This window comes from Rubinisphaera italica (assembly GCF_007859715.1).
Taxonomy (GTDB): Bacteria; Planctomycetota; Planctomycetia; order Planctomycetales; family Planctomycetaceae; genus Rubinisphaera; species Rubinisphaera italica.
Genome location: NZ_SJPG01000001.1, coordinates 6,094,820 through 6,115,698, shown reverse-complemented (window position 1 = coordinate 6,115,698; position 20,879 = coordinate 6,094,820). Strand labels below are relative to the sequence as shown.

Here is a 20,879-nt window from a genome sequence, read left to right as displayed (position 1 = left end):
CGCTAAAAATACAGATGGAAATGAGACAAGGATGTCTTATCACCTGATTGATCTAGTCCAATCTCTGGATGCCCCTCGAATTCTTGTGCTGGGCGATCTGATTCTGGATCGCTATTTATGGGGCAATGCTGAACGAATTTCCCAGGAAGCCCCTGTGATTCTTCTCCGAGAAGAAAAACAGGAACTGCGACTCGGCGGAGCAGCCAATGTCGCCAATATGCTACGTGGTCTCGACGCTAAAGTTACGATGGCCGGAGTCGTCGGTGATGATCGCGATGGCGAAGACATGATTGCCGCATTAAAAGCGGTGGGCGTCGATTGTTCCACCATTTTGACTGATCGCACCCGCCCCACCACCACAAAACAACGCCTGATTGGACATGCACAGCATCGACATCCACATCAGATGCTGCGAGTCGATCGTGAAAGTCGCGAGCCATTAGAGCTGATTTATGCAACTCAACTACTCGATCGAATCATTGGTCAAATCTCTCAGCACGATGCGATTCTGATTTCCGATTACGCCAAAGGTGTCTGCACACCCGAAGTTCTCAAGCGGGTGATTGAAGTGGCTCGGGATGCTGGTAAACCTGTGATTGTCGATCCTGCTCCGATGGACGAGTACAGCCGTTATGCAGGGGCAACCGCAATGACACCGAACCGCACCGAAACTGGCAAAGCGACCGAGAGAACTATCCGCAATTACACAGACGCTTTCGCTGCGGGACGACAACTGGTTAATCAGTTGGGACTGGATCGAATTTTTGTGACGCTCGATAAAGATGGCGTGGCCGTCGTGCGAGCCGATGGAACCAGCGAAAGTTTCCCGACTCGTCAGCGCGAAGTTTACGACATCACCGGAGCAGGGGACATGGTTCTGGCTACGATTGGCCTGGGAGCAGCAGCCGGCTGGGACGATGCGGATCTGGCTCGCATGGCGAATATTTCCGGTGGTCTCGAAGTCGAACAGGTTGGCGTGGTCTGTTTGTCCCGTGACGAACTCGTGCGGGATTTATTGCAGGAACGCAGCCGCGATGAAAATAAAACTTACGAACTCGAATTTGTTTCCCGGCACGTTCAGGCCCGCAAACAAATTGGGCAGAAGGTAGTCTTCACGAATGGCTGTTTTGATGTCATGCACATCGGCCACGTCTCCTATCTGAAGCAGGCAGCTGCTCTCGGCGATTGTCTGGTGGTGGCCATCAACAGTGATCAAAGTGTGCGAACATTAGGCAAGGCTCCCGATCGACCCATTTTCCCACAGGAACAGCGAGCCAACATGCTCGCGGCTCTCGAATGTGTGGATTATGTGGTCGTCTTCAACGAGCAAACCCCTCGTAAAGTCCTGGAAGAGATTCGCCCCAACGTGCTGGTTAAGGGCGGAACGTATCAGATCAATGAAATCGTTGGTCGGGAAATTGTGCAGGCTTATGGCGGGGAAGTGCTCGCATTAGGAGAAACTCCCGGCGTATCGACTACAGAAATTCTAGCCAGACTCCGAGGAGATGGCCCGATGAGGTTTGCAGCATGAGACGTGCAGTCTGGTTACCAAATTGGATTGGCGATGCCGTCATGACCACACCCGCTTTGCAGGCATTGCGGAGGAGTGATCCGCAGGGTGATCTTGTCGGCATCTATCGCGAGCCAATGGATGCGGTTTTTGAAGGCAGCAAGTTTCTGACCGAAATGATCCTGGATCGTTCCGGAAAGAACTCGAACTGGTCAGAACGCCGTAAATTCATCAAACGAATTCGCGAAGAACAGTTTGATGAGATCATTCTCTTCACCAATTCCATTCGTACGGCCTATATCAGCTGGCGTGCGAAAATTCCGATTCGTGTCGGCTTTCGACGCGATTGGCGAGGCTGGATGCTGACCGATAAACTCGCACCACTCTCATTGACCGAGCCAAATCCAGTGATTGATGAATACAATCGCCTGGCCAGTCATGCTCTCGCCAAGGAATTGGATGTCTCCCGACAATATCGTCTGTCTCTCAAGACAACCCGGGACGATGAAACCCTCTGGGAAGATTTTGCGAGTTTGCATTGTCTGGATGCCGGTCATTACATCTGCTTCAACTCGGGTGGAGCCTTCGGAGCCGCCAAGCATTGGCCGGTCGCTTCGTTTGCGAAACTGGCCCTGCGAATTGTGAAAGAACAGGAAGTTCCTGTCGTGATGATTTGTGGCCCTGCCGAGCGGGAACTGGCTCGGGAATTTATGCAGCTGACGAAGCATCCGATGATTCATTCGCTGGCTGAGGAATCTCCCAGTATCGGTTTTTCCAAAGCGATGGTGAAGTACGCAGGCTGGATGATCTCGACCGATTCCGGCCCACGACATTTCGCACACGCGTTCGATGTACCGGTCTTCACGATTTACGGACCAACAAACATCGCCTGGAGTGATACGTATTTCGACAAAGCAGAAGCCTCACAACTGGACCTTGATTGTGGCCCCTGTCAGGAACGAACCTGCCCGCTCAAACATCATCGCTGCATGCAGGATCTGGGAGTTGATCAGGTCTATCGGGAGTTCTCAGCCTTCCAGCAGAGAGTCCTGGCGATTCCCGAAGAAGATCATTTCGCCGCTTGAGTTCCCTATGTGGATCGATCCCGTTCTTTTTCACTAGCGGAGTTAACCGTTACAAGCACGAAGCGCAAGCGAGTGTGTCAGACCGTTAAGAAACACACACTCGCTTGCGCTTCGTGCTTGTAACTTCTTTTCGTCATCGACGATCTGAGTCGGAAAAAGTAGGCGTCGCTCAAGCGATTCGGCGATCAGATCCTGGAAGTTCATCGAATTGGAATTCGTCGATGATGTCGTCGTAATGTCCAAGATCATCGAGCAGGTTCAATTCCTGCTCCAGCTTTTCAACGAGTTGAGCAGCAGAAAGATGTTTCGTCTCAACTTTGGAAACACGATTGGGAAAAACGGAGTCTTCCAGCTTTGGAGCCTGGGCAGGTTCGGACTCTCCATCGGTCGTTCGTAATTCATGTTCGACTTCGGCGATCAGATATTCAAACCGATAGTTCCCGATACTGAATTCATCTCCCGGTTGCAACCGGCTGCGGCGTGTGACAGCTCCGTTCACGACCAGTTCGGGATAAGGAAACATCGCTTCGATGCAATGAGCTTCAGCATCCGGCTTGATAATCGCAAAGATCATCGGCACACCGTCTGCCGATAGTTGCAGTTGGCAGGAACTCCCTCCACCAATCAGATATTCATCAATGTCGATCGCCCGCAGTGGATATTGCGTTTTTCCGCGAACGATGCGGAGGACTGGCTTTTTGAGGGTGATTTTCATGGTGAGCATCCTGCTGACTAGAATTGAGCTCGAGCGTCCTGCTGGCTGTATGTGTTTAATTGTTAGATGAAGCGGCATCGAATCGAATTCTGAACACATCTATGGTTTCTTTATCGACGCTTTCAACTCAAATCACGAGTCCTGTCTGAAATCTTACTGCGTCTGGTTCGAACCTCTCAATCCCAGAACAATCAGGCAAGATAGGGCTATTGGGAACAACACGTGGCGGAGGCGACATCAATTGTTAAGAAATAACGATTGTAACGGAAATCGGGTTCATATCGATTGGGTCACTTACCGATCAAACGATTACAGACCGATTAAATGTCACATATCAAAGGTCCTTCCACGTCTATAGAGATCTGCAAGGTGCTCTCTGACCTGCTCCCTTTTGGTTTGAATTGATTTGTTTCAAACAGAAATCCGCCAGAGATTTGCGAAAACGGCTCTCAACATGTCGACTTCTCCCGAATTACAACATGCTCTTGAACTGCATCAGCAGGGTGATTTTTCGACAGCGATTCTGCTGTACGATCAACTCCTGCGATCACGTCGGGATGCCATGACGCTGCAGTTGAGAGGACTGGCTGAGCATCATCGCGGGAATCATCGGGAAGCTCTTCCCTTTTTGAAGGAAGCCCTCCGACAACCCAATCCCACAGCCAAACTGCATCTCAATACCGGAAACGTTTATAAAGCCCTCGGCAATCTTCAACCAGCCGAAAATCATTTTCTGCAAGCGACCAAGATCAATCCTGCATTGTGTGATTCCTGGAAAAGCCTGGCAGAAACCCAGGCAGGATTGAACAAAGAAATATTGGCAATCGAGTCCCTGCATAAAGCGTTACAGATTGAACCCGGCGAAGTCTCCTGTCATCGTTTACTGGGAAAGATTTTTGCAAAAACAGGACAATTGGATGAGGCGGTTACTTCCTATCTGCGAGTTCTCGAATTGGGTGCTGAAACACCAGCTGTCCTGAATGAACTGGGCAGTCTGTATCGCGTCATGGGGAAACTGAAAGAGGCTGTTGAACTCTTCCAACGGGCCACACAAATTGATGTTCGCCAGCCCGGTTTGTGGTGCAATTATGGAGCAACACTACACGAACTCAAACGACTGACAGAAGCCGAGAAAGCGTTGAAACAAGCGGTCCGCCTTCATCCTCAATTTGCCGGGGCACATTACAATCTCGGAAATCTTTATCGAGATTGTCATCGCAATGATCAGGCAATAGAGCATTATCAAAAGGCGGTCGAATGGGCACCTGATAGTACCGATTTTCGTCTGAACTACGTCTCGATGCTCAATACAGTCGGGCGATTTGAAGAGTCTGCGGTTCAGTGTCGAGAGCTGATCCGGATCGATCCGAACTTTGCCCCAGCCTACTACAACTTGTTCACGTTCAATTCCGATCACGTGACCGAGCACGAAGTGGCGGAGTTGGAGCGTTTGCTCCACAACGAAGAACTCGATGAAATTGCACGGGCCAATGCCTTTTTCAGCCTCGGTAAGCGAAGTGATCGGCTGGGGCTTTATTCAGAAGCATTTGCACATTTTGAAAAAGCCAATCAACTGACTCCACGACGTTTAAACTTTGACGAAGGCCGGCTCAAATCACTTGTCGATCAAATGATTGCAGCGTTTCCGGCTCACGCGAATCCTTCTCATCAATTCCGTGGCTCAAAGACAACGCAACCTATTTTTATACTCGGGATGCCGAGATCGGGTTCGACCTTAATCGATCAGATTCTGACCAGTCATTCTCACGTTCAGGGGGCGGGAGAATTCGATGGGATTCGGCATCTAATCCAGAACTTTCTCGAACGTCCCTTTAGACAGGAAGGTCAGAACGAGAAAGCCTATCCGGGGTGTTTGTCAGAACTCAGCCAGTCTTACCTGGAAGAAATGGCTCAGGTGTATCTGCAGCGTCTTGTGGCAACCGCAGGTGAGGCTAAACGAATTACTGATAAAATGCCCAACAATGCGTTTCAACTCGGGTTGATCTCAATGCTCTTTCCCGAGGCGACCATCATTTATACGCAGCGAGATCCTCGTGATATCGGGTTGTCCTGCTATTTTCAAAACTTCACCGCGTACCATGAATTCAGTTTTGATCTGAAGAACATCGGCATCTTCTATCGAGAGCATCTGCGGCTCATGGAACACTGGCATCATGTGCTGCCGATCACAATTCATGAAGTCGTTTACGAAGAACTTGTTTCGAATCAAGTCACAGAAACTCATCGACTTGTTGAAGAAATTTGCGGACTCCCCTGGGAAGAGTCTTGTCTGCAGTTTCATCAAAACGAACGAGCCGTCCACACGGCTTCACTCTGGCAGGTGAGACAGCCAATTTATCAGCAGTCCGTACAGAAATGGAAACAGTACGAAAAATACATTGGGCCACTTCTGGAAACACTTCCGGTAGATACTCAAAGATTCGACTCCCCCCTTTCCCAATGAAAGATGGGCGAGTGATTTGAATCAAAGTAACTCAATAAATAGAGAACCCATATCGTCAGGCACCGCTTGACCAGCAGGGAATAAGGACAGGGACGTTGACTCAAAATCTACCCACGACTCATCGCGAAAATTCCTCGAACGTCGGCGTCGCGGCTCAACCTCATATTTCCTTTCCGGAAAATGAAATCAAGACCGCCATGCAGAAACATCAGCAAGGCGATCTTGCCCAGGCGATGGCAGAGTACGAACGACTCCTGCAACGCGAGCCGGATCATGCAGACGCTTTGCATCTCTCTGGCGTAATTCTCCACCAGCAGGGCGATCATCGGGCTGCGATCAAGCGGATTGAACGTGCTCTGCAACTCAAGCCGAATGCACATTTATTTCTTAAAAATCTCGCTTCGGCCTGTCGATCAGCAGGCGATCTCGACAAAGCAAAACGGCTTTGTGAAGAAGTGCTCGCCATCGAGCCCAACGATCCCGTCGTGCTCAATATGCTCGGCCGAATTCATGAGCAGCAAAAAGATTACGCGGCTGCTGTTCATTGCTATCGCACAGCCTTGAACAGCAATCCGACTTCCCAGGATAAGTTTGACATTCTCATTCACGCAGGCGATTGCCATTCCCGGTTGAATGATCGTGAACAGGCTTTGCAATGCTTTCGATACGCCTTGAGTGATCATCCCAAAAGTCTAGTGGCAAATCATAATCTGGCACGAGAACTGCAATTTGCGAATCAAATGTCCGAAGCTGAAGCTTATTACTTAAAAGCTCTGGAGATTGATCGATCCTGTTCTTCCGCCTGGAATAATCTGGGTGTAATTTATCAGGGACGAGCAGAGTATCTGAAAGGATTGAACTCTCTCAATCAGGCGATAGAAGCCAATCCGAACTTGCCGGATGCTCATAACAATCTCGCAAATATTCTGGAAGCGATCGGAGAACCGGAACGCTGTCAGGAATTGTATGAACGGGCTATTCAACTCCGTCCCGACTATGCCGAAGCTCATCATTCCCTCTCGCAAGTCCATTTGCGAAATCGGGAATTTAAAACTGGCTGGAAGTTATACAACTGGCGATATCGAAAACAGGATCACGACCATCGCCCGTTTCAGCACCCCACCTGGAATGGGGAATCGTTGACCAATCAGAAGCTACTGGTCTTCTCCGAGCAAGGCATCGGTGACGTTGTAATGTTCGCAACCTGCCTGCCGGATTTACTGGCTCAAGCGGAACAAGTCACGCTGGAGATCGATGGGCGGATGGTGCCTCTGCTTGCCCGTTCATTTCCCTCCGTCAAAGTGATTCCACGAGAGGATCTGGACCCAAAAGTCCCCGTCACTCTTCCGGGAATCGATTTCCAGATCTGCCTGGCCGATTTACCTGGACGATATCGCAATCATTTCAATCAATTTCCCCGTCAGGAAAAAATACTGACCGCCAATCCAGAACTTCGCCAAAAATGGAAGTCTCGCTTTCAGGAACTGGGCGAGGGACTGAAGATTGGGATTTCCTGGTTTGGAGGCAAGAATCTCGATTTGCAAACGCGCCGTTCACTCCCGCTTGAACACTGGGAGCAGATTCTAAAAACCCCACATGTGCACTTCGTCAATCTGCAATATGGCAATCATCAACAGGAATTACTCGAAACACATCGTCGTACTGGTGTGAAAATTAACGACTGGTCAGACAGTAATCCGCTGAATGACCTCGAAGATTTCTCCGCCAAAATCGCAGAACTGGATCTCGTGATTTCTATCGACAATGCGACCGTTCATTTTGCGGGCGGATTGGGCACTCCAACATGGTGCCTGCTAAATTCTTTGCCAGACTGGCGCTGGTTTCGTGGAGAGACCTCGACACCCTGGTACAACTCGCTGAAACTTTATCGACAAGCCTCTCCCGGGGAATGGTCAACTGTTGTGGAGCAGGTTGCAGAGGAATTAAAAACACTGGTCAAAGAATCCAGTCAAAAAACATCTCAGACCGAGCTCAGTTCACCGGGTCAACCACCGGTCGTTATTGAGAAATCATCAACAAAGAAGTCATTGCGACCTCAATGTGCAATCATTACCCCAATCGGACCGGGACATGCCGAAATTTACAAAGAAGCAGAACGCTCGATTCGTGATGCCTGCGTCCGTTCGCCCGGTCCATTCTGCAAAGTCATCCCCTTCAGAATTGATGATCTACAGGGACAGATTGGTCGATCTCGGGCTCGTAATTATGCCGTCGAGCAGGCCGCCGCACAGGGGATTGAGTGGGTCTTTTTTCTGGATGCTGATGATGTTCTTGTGCCGGAAACGTTTGCCAATGTCGAGCATTTGCTGGACGATTATGATGCGATCTGGGGGCAGATTTTCAGCTTCAATGATGGCAGTAAACAGGCAGAACGACGCGAGGGGCAACTTGGGCCGACGAATCGATTTGAAGATGTTCTGAATGCAGATCCATTCCACTCGTTGCAGATGGGGCACTTTGTCCGCACAGAAATCGCTGCTGCAAATCCCTTCGACGAAACTCTCGATGTCGGCGAAGATTTTCATTATTACATGCGCATCTGGGCTAAGCATCGTTGCATTAAGATTAACGAGCCCTTGTTTGCCAATCGGCGTGGACGCCATTCGATCGGACCTCGTTCCGGCTCCGGCCATGAATGGACAGTTCGCGTCAATCAGATGTTGAATCAGTATCGGAATCAGCCTGCAACTTCGCCTGCCCAGCAAGTTGCTGCACCGATGAAACTCGCCATTTATGGCATGATGCGAAGCGGTACGACTTTACTCTGCGATAAACTGACGGTTCCCGACCATGGACTGATTCTGCTCGAGCCCAACATTCATCTGAATAACTGGCCCGATCAGGTTCTCAAGCAAATGCAGGAATTCGGACTGAACGTCTCTGAAGAAGACTGGAAAAAGGCGGACGAATCTCCTGAGTCGTTCCAGTCTTATTTTAATCGACGACTGTTGCCCAAATTACAGTCGCTGGATTACTGGGGCGTCAAGATGGTGAACTTCGCCAACTGGCAATCCTTCCTGCAGATGTATCCGCCAGAGCATTTGATTCTGTGTGTCCGCGATCTACGGGATGTCATCCTCTCGGCTCTGGATCTGGCCCCCAAATTGGATCTGTTTGTCGATGACAACTGGATTGAAAAACGTGCGATTCAAACCGCAACTTCTCTCGTCGAAATGGCAAAACGCCCACACACTCTTGTGCGATACATTGATATGTGTCAGCAGCCGGAATTGATTGACAAACTGGCTGCACAACTCGGCTTGCCGGGACTCGGCGACCACCGCATGAGTCTCGAAGCGGTGCCCCATCGCAAGTATGAAGATGACAAACACGAGGGCGCGGTGACTACCAATTCCGTCAATCGTTATCTACGTGAACCTGAAGGACCAGCTAAAGAACTGGCGGAAAGAGTTTTTCAACACTGTCAGGATTACAATGAAGTCTTCGGGTACACAGAAGATTCCTCAGCGACCAGAGTTTCAAGTTTTGAGATGCCAGGTGTCGAAGAAAAACCTCTGGAATCGACAGCCGCTCAGCTCGATGAATTCTGGAAGAACGATCAACTCGCCAACATCATTCCTCAGAATGAGGATCTCGGAGCCTTCCCGGAAGGCTGGGATGTGCGACCGGTTTTATGGGAGCAGCTGAAAGAGCATATCAAACGGAGTGTACTCGAAATCGGCTGTGGTTACGGACGACTCTGCAAGGCCTTTCCGACTGATTATTATCTCGGTCTGGATGTGAATCCACAGGCGATATCAACGGCTGAGGAAACGCATACCGGCTACGAATTCCAGACAATCGGTTTTTGCGATGAATATCCCAAAACCGATGCCGCTCTGCTCTATACGGTTTTGCTGCATATCGATGATGAAACAATCACTACGATGCTCGAGCGAATTAGTCGGGCCAGCGACGTCATTTTGATCGCCGAGATTCTCGGCAAAGAACGCTGGCGTCGCGGCGGGAATCCGCCGGTCTTCAATCGTGATCTGCAGGACTACGTTCAGTTAATGATGCAGCAAGGCTATTACCTCAGTTCATGCATCGAAAAACCATACGAGCATTATCCAGATACGAATATCAGTTTTCTCAAATTCCAGCGAATGCCCGGGAAATAATCTCAGGGCAGGGCAGGTTGTTTGGAAACAAACTCTGTTTAAATAAACACAATATTTATTATTAGGATCAATCATGGGAACAGGTTTTTTGCCGGATGATGTACTAGGCGACATGTTAAATGAATTGATCAATGTGCCTGGAGATTTCGCCGAAGTTGGTGTATTTCGTGGTGCGTTGTTCAAACGACTGGTTGCAGTCGCTCAGGTGCTCAAACGGAAAGTGCATGCGTTTGACAGTTTTGTCGGCATGGCCGAACCGACTGAACACGATCATGGATTGTACAAAAAGGGAGAGCTCAGCTCTGGAGGAGTTGAAAACTTTCGAAAGATCATTCTGGATTCCATCAAAAAGCATCGCGACCTGGCACAAGCGGCTCAACAGAATGTAGGAGTTCTGCCCGGCGAGATTCTCGATGACTGCTTTGAACTCTGGGAAGGTTTTGTGCCCGAGTGCCTGGAAGCTTGTCCGGTGAATCAGTTTGCGTTCATCTACATCGATCTGGATCATCACGATCCGACACATCAAGCTCTCGAATGGGCCTGGCCACGTCTGGCACCAGGAGGTTTACTGGGATTTGATGACTACTTCCCAGGACGAGAGAAACTGGCCTCGCCTCCGATCGATCGATTTCTGGAAAAGGAAGTTTCCAATCTGCATGTGCTGCACTTGAGCAATAACCAGTTGTTCATACGAAAACGGATGTTAGTTGCAGCGAAGAAAAATGTTGCCTGACGGAAATGAAACGCAACGGAATCCGTATTCGTTTCAACCGCTACAAAACCCCAAGTCGGTGGGAAAAGCGTTATATTTTCCGCAAATGATTTAAGCCACAAAGTCTTCGCTGATTCTGTGCCCTGAGCTGTCGATAAATAGTAAAGCGCCATGATGACTCGATGTCTCACAATTCTCGTGTCACTGAGTTTGTTGGTTCCTTTGGGCACTTCAGGTTCTTTCAATGTCTAATCTGTCATTAACAACCGGATTGATCAGCGGACTGGACATTGCCGGTCTTGTGGAAGCACTGGCGACGAATCAGCAGCGTGCCATTGACCGCCTGGATGCTCGTGCCCAGGAATTTGATGCCCAGAAAACGGCGATTGGTGTTCTTGAAGCCAATGTGCTCACGCTCTCGACTTCAGTCTCTTCTCTGAAAAATAAAATCACTTTCGAGCAACAGAAAGTGACGAATGCCGGTTCTGATCAGTTCAAAGTTTCAGTTGGAAAAACTGCGATCAATGGCAGTTACGTTTTCCAATCGGTTCAACAGGCCTCCGCTCATCAGTCGCTTTCACGTGGTTTTGCCGATGCAACTGAGCAGAAGGTTGGCGAAGGTACACTCATCATTTCGCAGGGAGGTTTTCTGGACGAACCGACTCTGCTCGAATCGTTGAATGATGGATCTGGAATCCGTCGTGGCAAGATTCGAATTACAGATCGCTCGGGATCCTCGGCTGTCATCAGTCTGACCGAAGCACTCAATGTCGATGATGTTTTGAATGAAATCAATTCCAATGTCGACATCTCCGTCTCGGCTCGGGTTGTCGATGGTCGCTTTATCCTGGAAGATACTTCCGGGAGCACAAGTACCAATCTAGCCGTAGTCGATTTGAATGGTGGTTCGACTGCTGCAAATCTGGGAATTGATAAATCCGTTTCCAGTGCCACCCTTGACGGAGATGAAGTTTTCGAAGTGACTGAGAACTTCTCTCTCAAGCAGATCAATGATGGCAACGGCATTACGCTCCTGAACGGAGCCGCGGATATCAAGATCAATCTGTCTGATGACACGAATCTGGAAGTCAATCTCGATGGAGTGAAGTCACTCAAAGATGTCCTCACTAATATAAACGATCATGATGACAATGCCGGACGGGTCTCCGCAGAGATTGTCAGTGGACGTATCGTATTAACAGACAATACGTCGGGTGCAGAGACACTCAGCGTCGAAGACATCAACAATTCCTCAGTCGTCAAACACCTGGGACTGAACGCGGCATCCTCTGGAGATACATTGACGGGAAATCGTCTTTCGGGAGGTTTGAATTCTGTCCTGCTGAGGAATATTCGTGGTGGACAGGGAATCGAAACGCTGGGTGAGATTTCGATTACGGATCGATCGGGGCAAACGGCAACAATCGATTTGTCTTCTGCCGAAACGCTGACGGATATTATCGAGGCCATTAACGCAGCAACCGAAGATGGCACGGGTGACAAACTGCTCGTCAGTGCATCGATCAATGATCTCGGTAATGGTCTGATTATCAAAGATACTTCTGGAGCAACCGACAGTAACCTGATTATTGCCGATGTTAATACAGGAACGGCCATCGCCGACCTGGGGCTCGAAGTTGATGATGCTGTGACTGAAATTGATTCCGAGTCTCTGCACCAGCAGTTTGTCAATAAAGCGACCTTGATTTCCGATTATGCACCTGATGGCGGCGCGGTCGAGGTTGGTCTGTTTCAAATCACCGATTCCGATGGCAATGTTGGCGTCATAAACATTACCTCAGCGGTTAAGAATATTGGAGATGTGATTACCCGTATCAATGCAAATTCGTCGGTTTCCGTAAGAGCAGAACTGAATGAAACCGGCGATGGTTTTGTGCTGATTGATGAAGCCGGTGGCGCGGGGACGCTGGCTGTGGAAGAGTTTGGACAAACAACAACCGCAGCCGATCTGCGACTTTTACGAGATCCCTACACAGGTGGCGATGGTGCTCAGCGGATTTCGAGTCGAAAAGCAACCATCGTCGATATTGATGATGACGATACGTTGTCCGATGTTGTCTCCAAAATGAATGCCGCAGGTTCAGCCGTCAAAGCAAGTGTGTTTGACGATGGATCGAGTTTTAATTCGAAACGCCTCAGTGTGACGGCGACAGAAACCGGTAAGAAGAGTCGTCTTGTTTTCGATGATGGAGATCTCGATCTCAACTTTGCAACGATCGCCAAAGGTAATAATGCGATTCTGCGGGTCGGTGCAGATCCTGCTTCGGCGTTTTTGATTTCCTCAAAAACGAATCGATTCGATGGAGTCGTACAGGGAATCGATCTGGATATTACCAATGCAGGGTCAACTGCTGCGACTGTCAAAATCGAGGCCAACACAGAAAGTATTGTCAATAACCTGAAGAACTTCGTTTCGACTTACAATCAGTTTATTGATATTGGGAGCGAGTTGACGAAATTCGACACGGAATCGAATCAGCGGGGAATTCTGCAAGGGGATACTTTCGTTTTGCGAGTCACAAATCGAATGAGTAATGCCCTCGGAAAACGATTTGGGATTGGTAATGAAACCATTCAATCATTAAGTGCGTTGGGAGTTCGCGTTGGAGCCGGCGGAATTCTGGAATTGAATGAAGATCGGCTGCAGGAACATCTGCGGAATGATTTTAACGGCGTCAAAGAATTCTTTACGCAAAAAGATACTGGCTTTGGAGATAAAATTAACAGCACACTGAACTCATTGACTGACATTGTCGATGGAACGTTCACTAATGAGAAAAATTCGCTGACCTCCTCGATCGACACCACGAATGAGCGGATTGAGGAATTGAAAATTCTGCTGGAAAGCAAGAAGGCTCGACTACTCAACGAGTTCATTCAAACCGAAAGCATTCTGGGTAGTCTGGAAACACAGCAGACGGCGCTGGCTGGAATTAAATCCATCAGTGTGCCATCACGATAACACTTTTCAATCTTAAGATTTACTAATTTGCTCAACGGGAAAGCGGGAACTATGTACGAGAATGAATACCTGGAAACACAAGTCATGACCGCTCCCGGTCCTCAACTGCACCTGATGGTTGTCGACGGATCGATTCGATTTGCGCGGCAAGGCAAGCTGGCCTTACAGGAGAAAGATTTTGAACTCTCGCATGAGTGTCTGAATCGTTCCCGTGAATTTCTCTCCGAGATGATTTCCGGCCTCAACCCGGAAGTGGCCCCCGAAATGGTTGGCTCGCTCAAGCAGTTATTTGCCTATATTTATCGCGAACTGGCGCTGGCCGATATCGATCATGAGCCCGAGCACATCGACAAGGCGATTCAAGTGTTGGAAAAACATCGAGCCGCCTGGGTGGAACTCATCGAACAACTTCCCGCCCAATTCATGCAAAAGAACGATGCCCCAACGGACTGGGAAAGTTGAACACAATGATTACGAGTCGTTGGTGGCTCCCATCACATCTAGATGCTGTCTCATTCTACAAGGACGAAGCGCAAGCGAGTGTGTCAGTTTACGTTGAATTAACACACTCGCTTGCGCTTCGTGCATTTATTTCACTCTTAATTACTCAATTCTCTGTCCAGTAATCGACAACGAGAACGTCTGAGAGAATCGGCTTGAGTTTCTCTGTGAATGCGATGTGAGACGGGTGCGGCAGGTAGGCTTCGAGGTCGGCTTTGCTTTTGAAGGTGACCAGAAAACAATGAGTGAATCCTTTCGCCAGTTTTTCCGGGCTGACATCGGTCCCGTGTTCGTAGCTGATTATGGTGTCGACTTCATTTTTAAGTTGACCGAAAGCTGTCACAATTTCATCGATCTGTTCCGTAGTCGCATCGTCATTGAATTTGAAGAGAACGATATGACGATAGACGCGTTCTGCTTCAGTTTTCGGTTGCCCCGAGACCATAGAAAACATACCAGCACAAACAACACACAGACTCATGAGAAATAATTTGGACATAGTTCGCCTCTTCGAATAATTTTTAGTATCGATAATTTATCAAGTATTCAGAAGTTGCATCTGAATCTGCTCGAATCACTTCAGATTAACAGTACTGGTATTAAGTTGCCAACGGCTCACGCAGAAAAAGAGCCCCGTTGAACTGTTTATAAGAAGCGATTACTGGATTAGATCTGCCGCGTGAACATCAGACCTTCTGAAATACTTTGGGCTGCAGTGGGGAAAACCTCTCACTCTTTGATCATTTCGTGGAGTTTTTGCATTAACTGCGAAGTCAACTCGGGTTCACTCTGTGAAATGTCATTCAAATCGAAGCGATCTTCGGGTTTGGCAAAAAGTTCGGGTTCCTGGAAGTGAAGCGAATTTTCTTCCAGTCGATTTTTCTCTGATTGAGGAATGCATAACAGCCACTCTGCGGTCCGCAAACCCAATTGTTTATCCGAGTGAAGCAGAATTTCCTGGCGATTCTGAATTACTAATCCCGCATTCAATTCCAAGAGATTGCAAATAACGGGCAGCAAATCTTCGGCCGACATCAACGATTGATTACGACAATGCTCGGCATTCTCTCCAGCTGACGAAACAATAAGGGGAGCCCAGAATTGTCGCGTAAGACTGTGCTGATAATCGGCTGCAAATGAAGCGGATGAGCATTGTTCATTGTCGAGGAAGCCCCCGGATTCAGTCGTGATGATCCAGTGGAAGGAATTTGCTTCCCGTTTATGAGTGATCAGACAAATCAATTCTTCGATAGCCAGCACAATTTCCATTGCCTTTTCATCCAGATCGCTTGCGATGCGATACCATGTGACATCACATTCGGCAGGAGCAAGTTCCGAGGGAATGTCTTTGGGTTGTATCGAATGGCAGGCAATGGAGATGTCATTGGCGTTGCAGAATGGCTGCAGTTGATCGAACGTCTTTGCGAAACCTGCGGGACTGGTATGATACTCGTGAAAAACTGTCCCAGTCCACCCCAGTTGATCCAATCCGGGTGTGGAAATCTTTTCGTTTCCGTAAACCGGAAGATCCAGTGGAGAGAGAGCGTTCACAGTGATGATTATCAGCGGATTCCGTTTCATGACTTACCCTTTGGTTGGATCAGGTAAGTTTCCCCGTTGCCAGCTTTGACCTTCAGTACTTTCAGGGATAACGGAACGAATATTAACGCGGAAGGAATTCGAAGGCTGGGGACTGAGGCCGGGCAGGGCTTCCTGAGCGTATTTTTTGGGAAGGCGAATGATGCGATTCGGATCGACATCGGGCAGAATCCATTGTGCATAGTTTCCGCCATCTGTCACAACACTTACTGAAAATGTCAGGCTCCTCAAGGGATTGATATTCCGAATACGGCCTTCGAGTTCAAGCAGTCCGCCGCGATCCGTGCGAGAAATCGCAGACAGTTCAATATCGGCCAGTCCCTGTTGAGCATAATAATAGCCCGCCTTCTGAGGTTCCTCGCGAACATTCCTCTGTCGCCTCATGGCGGTGTTGAGAGAGAGGATAAATTCCTGCTTGAGCGACTCCATATCATCGCCAAAGAACTGCTCGAATTCGCGTTTCCGAGCCAGGTCTTCCTCTTTGAGAAGAGGTTCCTTTTCCGAAAGCATTTTTACATATTCGGTGTATTCTTTCGGATGTTCATTCACGAGTAACCAGTGCAGACACCAGGCCAGGCAATAGGCATCGCCCGCCATCACATCTCCCTGAAAGGCGAGGTCTTCAGAGATCAAATCGTCCCAACCAACCTGTTCCACCTTAGGAGCTTTGGCGGCAAATCGCGAATGGACTTTTGCGGGACCTGAGCGGATGCGGTCTTTGTTGGCCTCAAACCCAGTGGCTATGCCTTCGTTGAACCAGGCAGGAATGGGCGCCAGCCGTTTGAGCAGGCCACGATTGTAAACCTGTTGATGGATTGCCTCGTGAAGTGGGACTTCAAACGTCGAACACTCGGCCATACGGATGGAAAGAAAATTTGTCATGCCGTCATAAAATCCGGAAATGCGCGAGACGGAAAGCCCTTGGCCCTTTGTAACTTCCATCGCGTATTTGTTAAAGTCGTCATCGGATTCAAAAATCAGTAAGACGAGTGGCGTTTCTGGGTCCTGAATTTCAAGTCGCATATCCTTGGCGAACGTTTGAAAGACGCTCTGGACATTCTTCATAAACTGAGCCGCTTTGCGCATGAAGCCGGTTGCCGGACCTTCTCCAGCTCGTTCCAGTGGTCCCATGAGCACCATGCCGATCACAAAATGATCGTCCGTAAAACTGCGAAACAGATCACTGCCAAATTTTTCGGTGAGATGTTCGACCATTTCATCAGTGGAATACGGTTCCCAGTCAACAGAATTGTCGCGTTCCAGCACAGCTCCCTGAGCAACAAGCTTCATCCCGCCATCTCGACGTTCAATCGCAATCGCCCCCTGACCACTCCCATGAATTCGCCCGATCACTTCTTCCCGTTCGCCAGCAGGGGTCGCAATGGTAAAACGATCTGCTTGCAATGAAGCTGGCAGAATCAGAAATACGTGCAGAACAATTCCCGTTAAACCAAGCTTGAAATGTTTCATGGAATTGAATTTTCTTAGTGATTCGGTTGGTTCGATTGATGTGTGTTGTCTATTACTCAAACGGATATGACCAATTTCAACGTCATTTTAATATTAAGTGAGAACGTTCCTGGGTTACGATGTTGAACAAAACATCTGAACCAGTGGTACAAGTTCTGTTTACTGATTACGATAAACCTCATTCAAAGGAAACAGCGATCCAGTTTCCGAATACGACATTCTCACAGTCAGGATGAGCGATTTCATGGTTGAATTCAATGGAACATCTTCATCGAAAGCCCTTTCGCATTCGAAAGCGACTCCGTTTGGTTGTGGATGCTTCTTCGTGTTCTTCTTTGGGATTTTCTTCCTGATTGGATCGTTTGGAACAATTCTGGTTGGCTCAGATCTCGTGCTTCCCTATCTGCAGGCACTCAGTTGGACGGAAAATCCTTGTACGATCACCCAATCCCAAGTCGCGCAGAATGGGCAACTGAATTTCGAATACGAGTATACGTATCTTGGAAAACAATATACACAAACACAATACGATGCTTATGAAAGTACAATCAAATCTGCCGACGAACGACGGGAAATTGTGAATGAGAATCCTGTTGGCAAAAAAACCGTCTGCTTTGTCAATTCGAACAGTCCAGATGAAGCCATCCTGAGTCGACATTTCAATCCGATCAGTCTCTTCGCACTGATCCCCATGTTTTTCGCTGCGATTGGACTGATTGGTATGATCGCCGGGCCAATTCTTACTCGGAAGTTTTCGAATAAAATTGCCGAGGCTCAAAAGGATGCAGCTTTTCAGACCAGCTCACCACTCGCAGCTTCCCTCACGTCTCAATCTCGTGACTGGCAGGAACCGGGTGTGACGAGTGGTCCTCAGGAATTGAAATCGGATGATCATCCTAAGCGGAATTTTATCATCTGCCTCCTGTTTTCGATGTTCTGGTGTGGAATCGTTTCGATATTTGTTTTCGAGACCATCGGGGAATGGGTGCAGGGAAATCAACCTTGGATGCAAACCTTGTTCATGACACCTTTCGTTGCAATCGGATTAGGTGGACTCGGTGGATCGGTGTACCTGTTCCTGAAAATCTTCAATCCGGTCCCCAAACTGGTCGTCAGCGAGCGAGCCATTCCTCTCGGCGAAACCATTCGCATGAAATGGATTTTCGATGGCCAGGTCTCTTCTATCAGGAAAATGACGATTCATCTCGTCGGGACCGAATGGGTGCAATATCGCCGGGGAACCAGCACTTATACGGACACGGATGATTTCTATACCGAGGAACTGATTGAAATCACCGATCCGATGCAGATGGAGATCGGGGAGATTCAAGTCACGATTCCTGCAGACACTATGCATTCGTTTTATGCAAGCAGCAACCGCATTCAATGGAAACTGCAAGTCAAAGGCGACATCGCCCGCTGGCCGGATGTGGATCAATCGTTCGGTATTACCGTGCTGCCAAAATCGCTCAATCGATAAACCATGTTCTCAATGGAACCCTGATTTCCGGTATCGTTTTGAAATGGATCTCCAGGGTGGCAGGGGCGATCCGCTTTAGCGGAAGCCCACACTTGCCTGATAATAACCTATCCCCTTAATCGCATGCAGATTCTCTGATATATCCCCTTCCTGCATAACCTTCCTAAATTTTCCTTCCCTCATATTGAAATTAATCCCCCCTATGTTACCCTAGTTAACAGTATCTGAGCAGATGTTATTGAAATGCTTCCCTCTTCAAGAGAGTTTGAAGTGTAGTTCTTCTGCCTTGATGCCAGTTGAATCCAACTCATTTTCGTTCCACAGACTCAGTTCAAAACACATTAAACAAGTACGAGGGGAGCAGTTCATGGTCACATCGAAGGTGAAACTTTTCAGTCTTTATGGCTTTGCCGTGGTCGCATGTGCGATGCTGATGACAGCAGACAACGCCGAAGCCCGCCGTCGCGGATCTTCCGGCAGCAGTGGCAGCAGCGGAAGCAGTGGCAGTTACTACGGCAGTAGTAGTGGTAGCAGCGGAAGCTATGGGAGCAGCAGCGGAAGTTACGGAAGTAGTGGCAGCAGCGGAAGCTCTGGAGGTTACATCAGGGCCCGCCGTGCACTCCGCAGACATTCCTCAGGCTCAAGTGGTTCCAGCGGATCAAGCGGATCAAGCGGATACTACTCTTCAGGCTCTTACGGTTCCAGTGGATCAAGTGGTTCTTCAGGATCTTATGGATACACCAGTTACTATGGTGGTTCCAGTTCGAGTGGCTCTAGCGGTTCCTACGGCTCAAGTGGAAGCTACACGAGCTACTACGGTTCCAGCGGCTCAAGTGGTTCGTCAGGTGGATACCCGACTTATTACTCGTCACCAGGTTACGAATATGAACCGGGACAGATGTACGAGACCGTTCCTCAAGAAGAAGTTCCAGAAGTCGAAACTCCCGTGATCGAAACCGAGCCGTCTGCAGGCACGATCTCTTTCCCACCACTTTCGACTTCTCAGACTGACAACAAAGTCCACATTCAGATGACTGTTCCCGAACAGGCCAATGTGTATTTGAATGGTCAGCAGATGACTTCAACCGGATTGGTCAGAAAATTCGTTTCTCCAGAACTTCCCGGTCAAGGCCCTTATTACTATCAAATTCGGATTGAATTGCCTGCCAAGGGTGAAAATCTGGTTGTAGAACACAAGCAAAAGGTCGTCACTGGCGAAAATTACGAACTAACCTTTGCTGAACAAGAGGGAACGCTTGCCTTGGTCCCAGCGGGGTCAGGAGCTGAACTCGTCAGCCGATAAAATCGTGCTAATGTTCAGGAAGCGTTCTTAAAAGCACGAGTAGGACGCTCGAATTGAATTTTCCAGATTCGGAGAGGAGGCTGAACGCCTTTTCTCCGAATCTTTTATTTAGAGCGCCTGTTTTGTGCAAGTGTGACATTTTGACATTTGAAAATATTTGACACTCCCATCAAAGCAATGGAATACTTTGAAATAGATTTGAGCAAATGGGATCTCAGGCAATGATGAGTTTCGCCGATTTGATCGGCAGGATTTGAGCATGAACAGCAACATGACAACTAAACAGTCAGCCGACAGACAACCAGAGGTCTATCGTCCGAAAGGATTGTGGCCAAAAGTTGGTTTCGCGGTGTTGAATATTTGGATTATCGTTCATCTGCTGGCCATCATTGCTGCTCCGGTTTCGGTTTCACCCTCTTCGAGTGTTGAACGCGGGTTGTGGAGAACACTTGCTCCATATGTGCAGGTTCTTTATCAGAACAATGGCTTCCACTTCTTCGCTCCGAATCCTGAAGGTTCGAATTCGATTCGCTACGTTCTTGAATATGAGAATGGCGAACTGGAGCGTGGGAAATTTCCTAATAAGCAAATCAGTCCTCGCCTGTTATATCACCGCTACTTCATGCTCTCGGAAAATTTGGGACAAATGAATGGTGAGCTACGCGAGATCATGATACGCGATTTTGCACGGCAGCTCTGTCGTGATGCAGGAGCCGAACGGATTACTCTGTTACTGGAGTGGCACGAACTGGCTTTGAGGGAACGGATTATGGCAGGAGGGAGCCTGTACGACGAAGATCTCTATGAGGTTACACCGCTGGGAACATTCACATGGGACGAACTGTCCAAATCCTCGAAAGAGAATGTCGCAACTACATCGGCCAAGTAAGCGAGAATTGGAATCAATTCTGGTTT

Annotated in this window: 14 protein-coding genes; 10 read left to right on the top strand and 4 right to left on the bottom strand. The window is 48.6% G+C overall.

Annotated elements, in window-relative coordinates; genetic code table 11:
* Positions 1–31 precede the first annotated feature (31 nt).
* Positions 32–1,531, top strand: a complete 1,500-nt coding sequence (gene rfaE2, locus Pan54_RS23395; RefSeq protein WP_146505855.1) for a D-glycero-beta-D-manno-heptose 1-phosphate adenylyltransferase — start codon at positions 32–34, stop codon at positions 1,529–1,531.
* Entirely contained in the window at positions 1,528–2,595 is a 1,068-nt protein-coding gene (gene waaF / locus Pan54_RS23390; RefSeq protein WP_146505854.1) for a lipopolysaccharide heptosyltransferase II, read from the top strand. The genes rfaE2 and waaF overlap by 4 nt, the downstream gene beginning before the upstream one ends.
* 169 nt (positions 2,596–2,764) lie before the next feature.
* On the opposite strand, the gene Pan54_RS23385 is transcribed toward waaF, so the two are convergent.
* The gene (locus tag Pan54_RS23385) at positions 2,765–3,310 is read right to left on the bottom strand and encodes an FHA domain-containing protein (RefSeq protein ID WP_146505853.1); all 546 of its coding nucleotides are present in this window, start codon (positions 3,308–3,310) and stop codon (positions 2,765–2,767) included.
* Between the two features lie 454 nt (positions 3,311–3,764).
* Between Pan54_RS23385 and Pan54_RS23380 the strand changes: the two genes are divergently transcribed.
* The 5 genes from Pan54_RS23380 to Pan54_RS23360 all read left to right on the top strand — a co-directional run bounded on the left by Pan54_RS23380 (position 3,765) and on the right by Pan54_RS23360 (position 14,073).
* A complete protein-coding gene (locus Pan54_RS23380) occupies positions 3,765–5,774 on the top strand; it encodes a tetratricopeptide repeat-containing sulfotransferase family protein (protein WP_146505852.1) in 2,010 nt (669 codons plus the stop codon).
* A gap of 95 nt (positions 5,775–5,869) precedes the next feature.
* Positions 5,870–9,916: a tetratricopeptide repeat protein gene (locus tag Pan54_RS23375; RefSeq protein WP_146505851.1), complete on the top strand. Its 4,047-nt coding sequence runs from the start codon at positions 5,870–5,872 to the stop codon at positions 9,914–9,916.
* Between the two features lie 73 nt (positions 9,917–9,989).
* A complete protein-coding gene (locus Pan54_RS23370; protein WP_146505850.1) occupies positions 9,990–10,649 on the top strand; it encodes a TylF/MycF/NovP-related O-methyltransferase in 660 nt (219 codons plus the stop codon).
* A gap of 223 nt (positions 10,650–10,872) precedes the next feature.
* Positions 10,873–13,611, top strand: coding sequence for a flagellar filament capping protein FliD (fliD, locus tag Pan54_RS23365; RefSeq protein WP_146505849.1), 2,739 nt, complete (start codon positions 10,873–10,875; stop codon positions 13,609–13,611).
* Between the two features lie 51 nt (positions 13,612–13,662).
* Complete coding sequence (locus Pan54_RS23360; RefSeq protein WP_146505848.1) at positions 13,663–14,073, top strand: flagellar export chaperone FliS; 411 nt, start codon at positions 13,663–13,665, stop codon at positions 14,071–14,073.
* A 145-nt stretch (positions 14,074–14,218) separates the two neighbouring features.
* Here the strand turns inward: Pan54_RS23360 and Pan54_RS23355 are convergent, their stop codons facing one another.
* The 3 genes from Pan54_RS23355 to Pan54_RS23345 form a co-directional block, all read right to left on the bottom strand.
* Entirely contained in the window at positions 14,219–14,611 is a 393-nt protein-coding gene (locus tag Pan54_RS23355) for a Dabb family protein (RefSeq protein ID WP_146505847.1), read from the bottom strand.
* 230 nt (positions 14,612–14,841) lie between these two features.
* Complete coding sequence (locus tag Pan54_RS23350; protein ID WP_146505846.1) at positions 14,842–15,693, bottom strand: hypothetical protein; 852 nt, start codon at positions 15,691–15,693, stop codon at positions 14,842–14,844.
* A gap of 3 nt (positions 15,694–15,696) precedes the next feature.
* Positions 15,697–17,181 (bottom strand): DUF1570 domain-containing protein, encoded by a 1,485-nt coding sequence (locus tag Pan54_RS23345; protein ID WP_146505845.1) that lies wholly within the window; start codon positions 17,179–17,181, stop codon positions 15,697–15,699.
* A 244-nt stretch (positions 17,182–17,425) separates the two neighbouring features.
* Between Pan54_RS23345 and Pan54_RS23340 the strand changes: the two genes are divergently transcribed.
* The 3 genes from Pan54_RS23340 (at position 17,426) to Pan54_RS23330 (ending at position 20,853) form a co-directional block, all read left to right on the top strand.
* Complete coding sequence (locus Pan54_RS23340; protein ID WP_165441942.1) at positions 17,426–18,661, top strand: DUF3592 domain-containing protein; 1,236 nt, start codon at positions 17,426–17,428, stop codon at positions 18,659–18,661.
* Positions 18,662–19,028: 367 nt separating this feature from the next.
* Positions 19,029–19,964, top strand: coding sequence for a TIGR03000 domain-containing protein (locus tag Pan54_RS23335; RefSeq protein WP_146505843.1), 936 nt, complete (start codon positions 19,029–19,031; stop codon positions 19,962–19,964).
* Between the two features lie 271 nt (positions 19,965–20,235).
* Positions 20,236–20,853 carry a hypothetical protein gene (locus tag Pan54_RS23330; RefSeq protein WP_146505842.1) on the top strand — a complete coding sequence of 206 codons (618 nt, stop codon included), beginning with the start codon at positions 20,236–20,238 and terminating at the stop codon, positions 20,851–20,853.
* Positions 20,854–20,879: the final 26 nt, after the last annotated feature.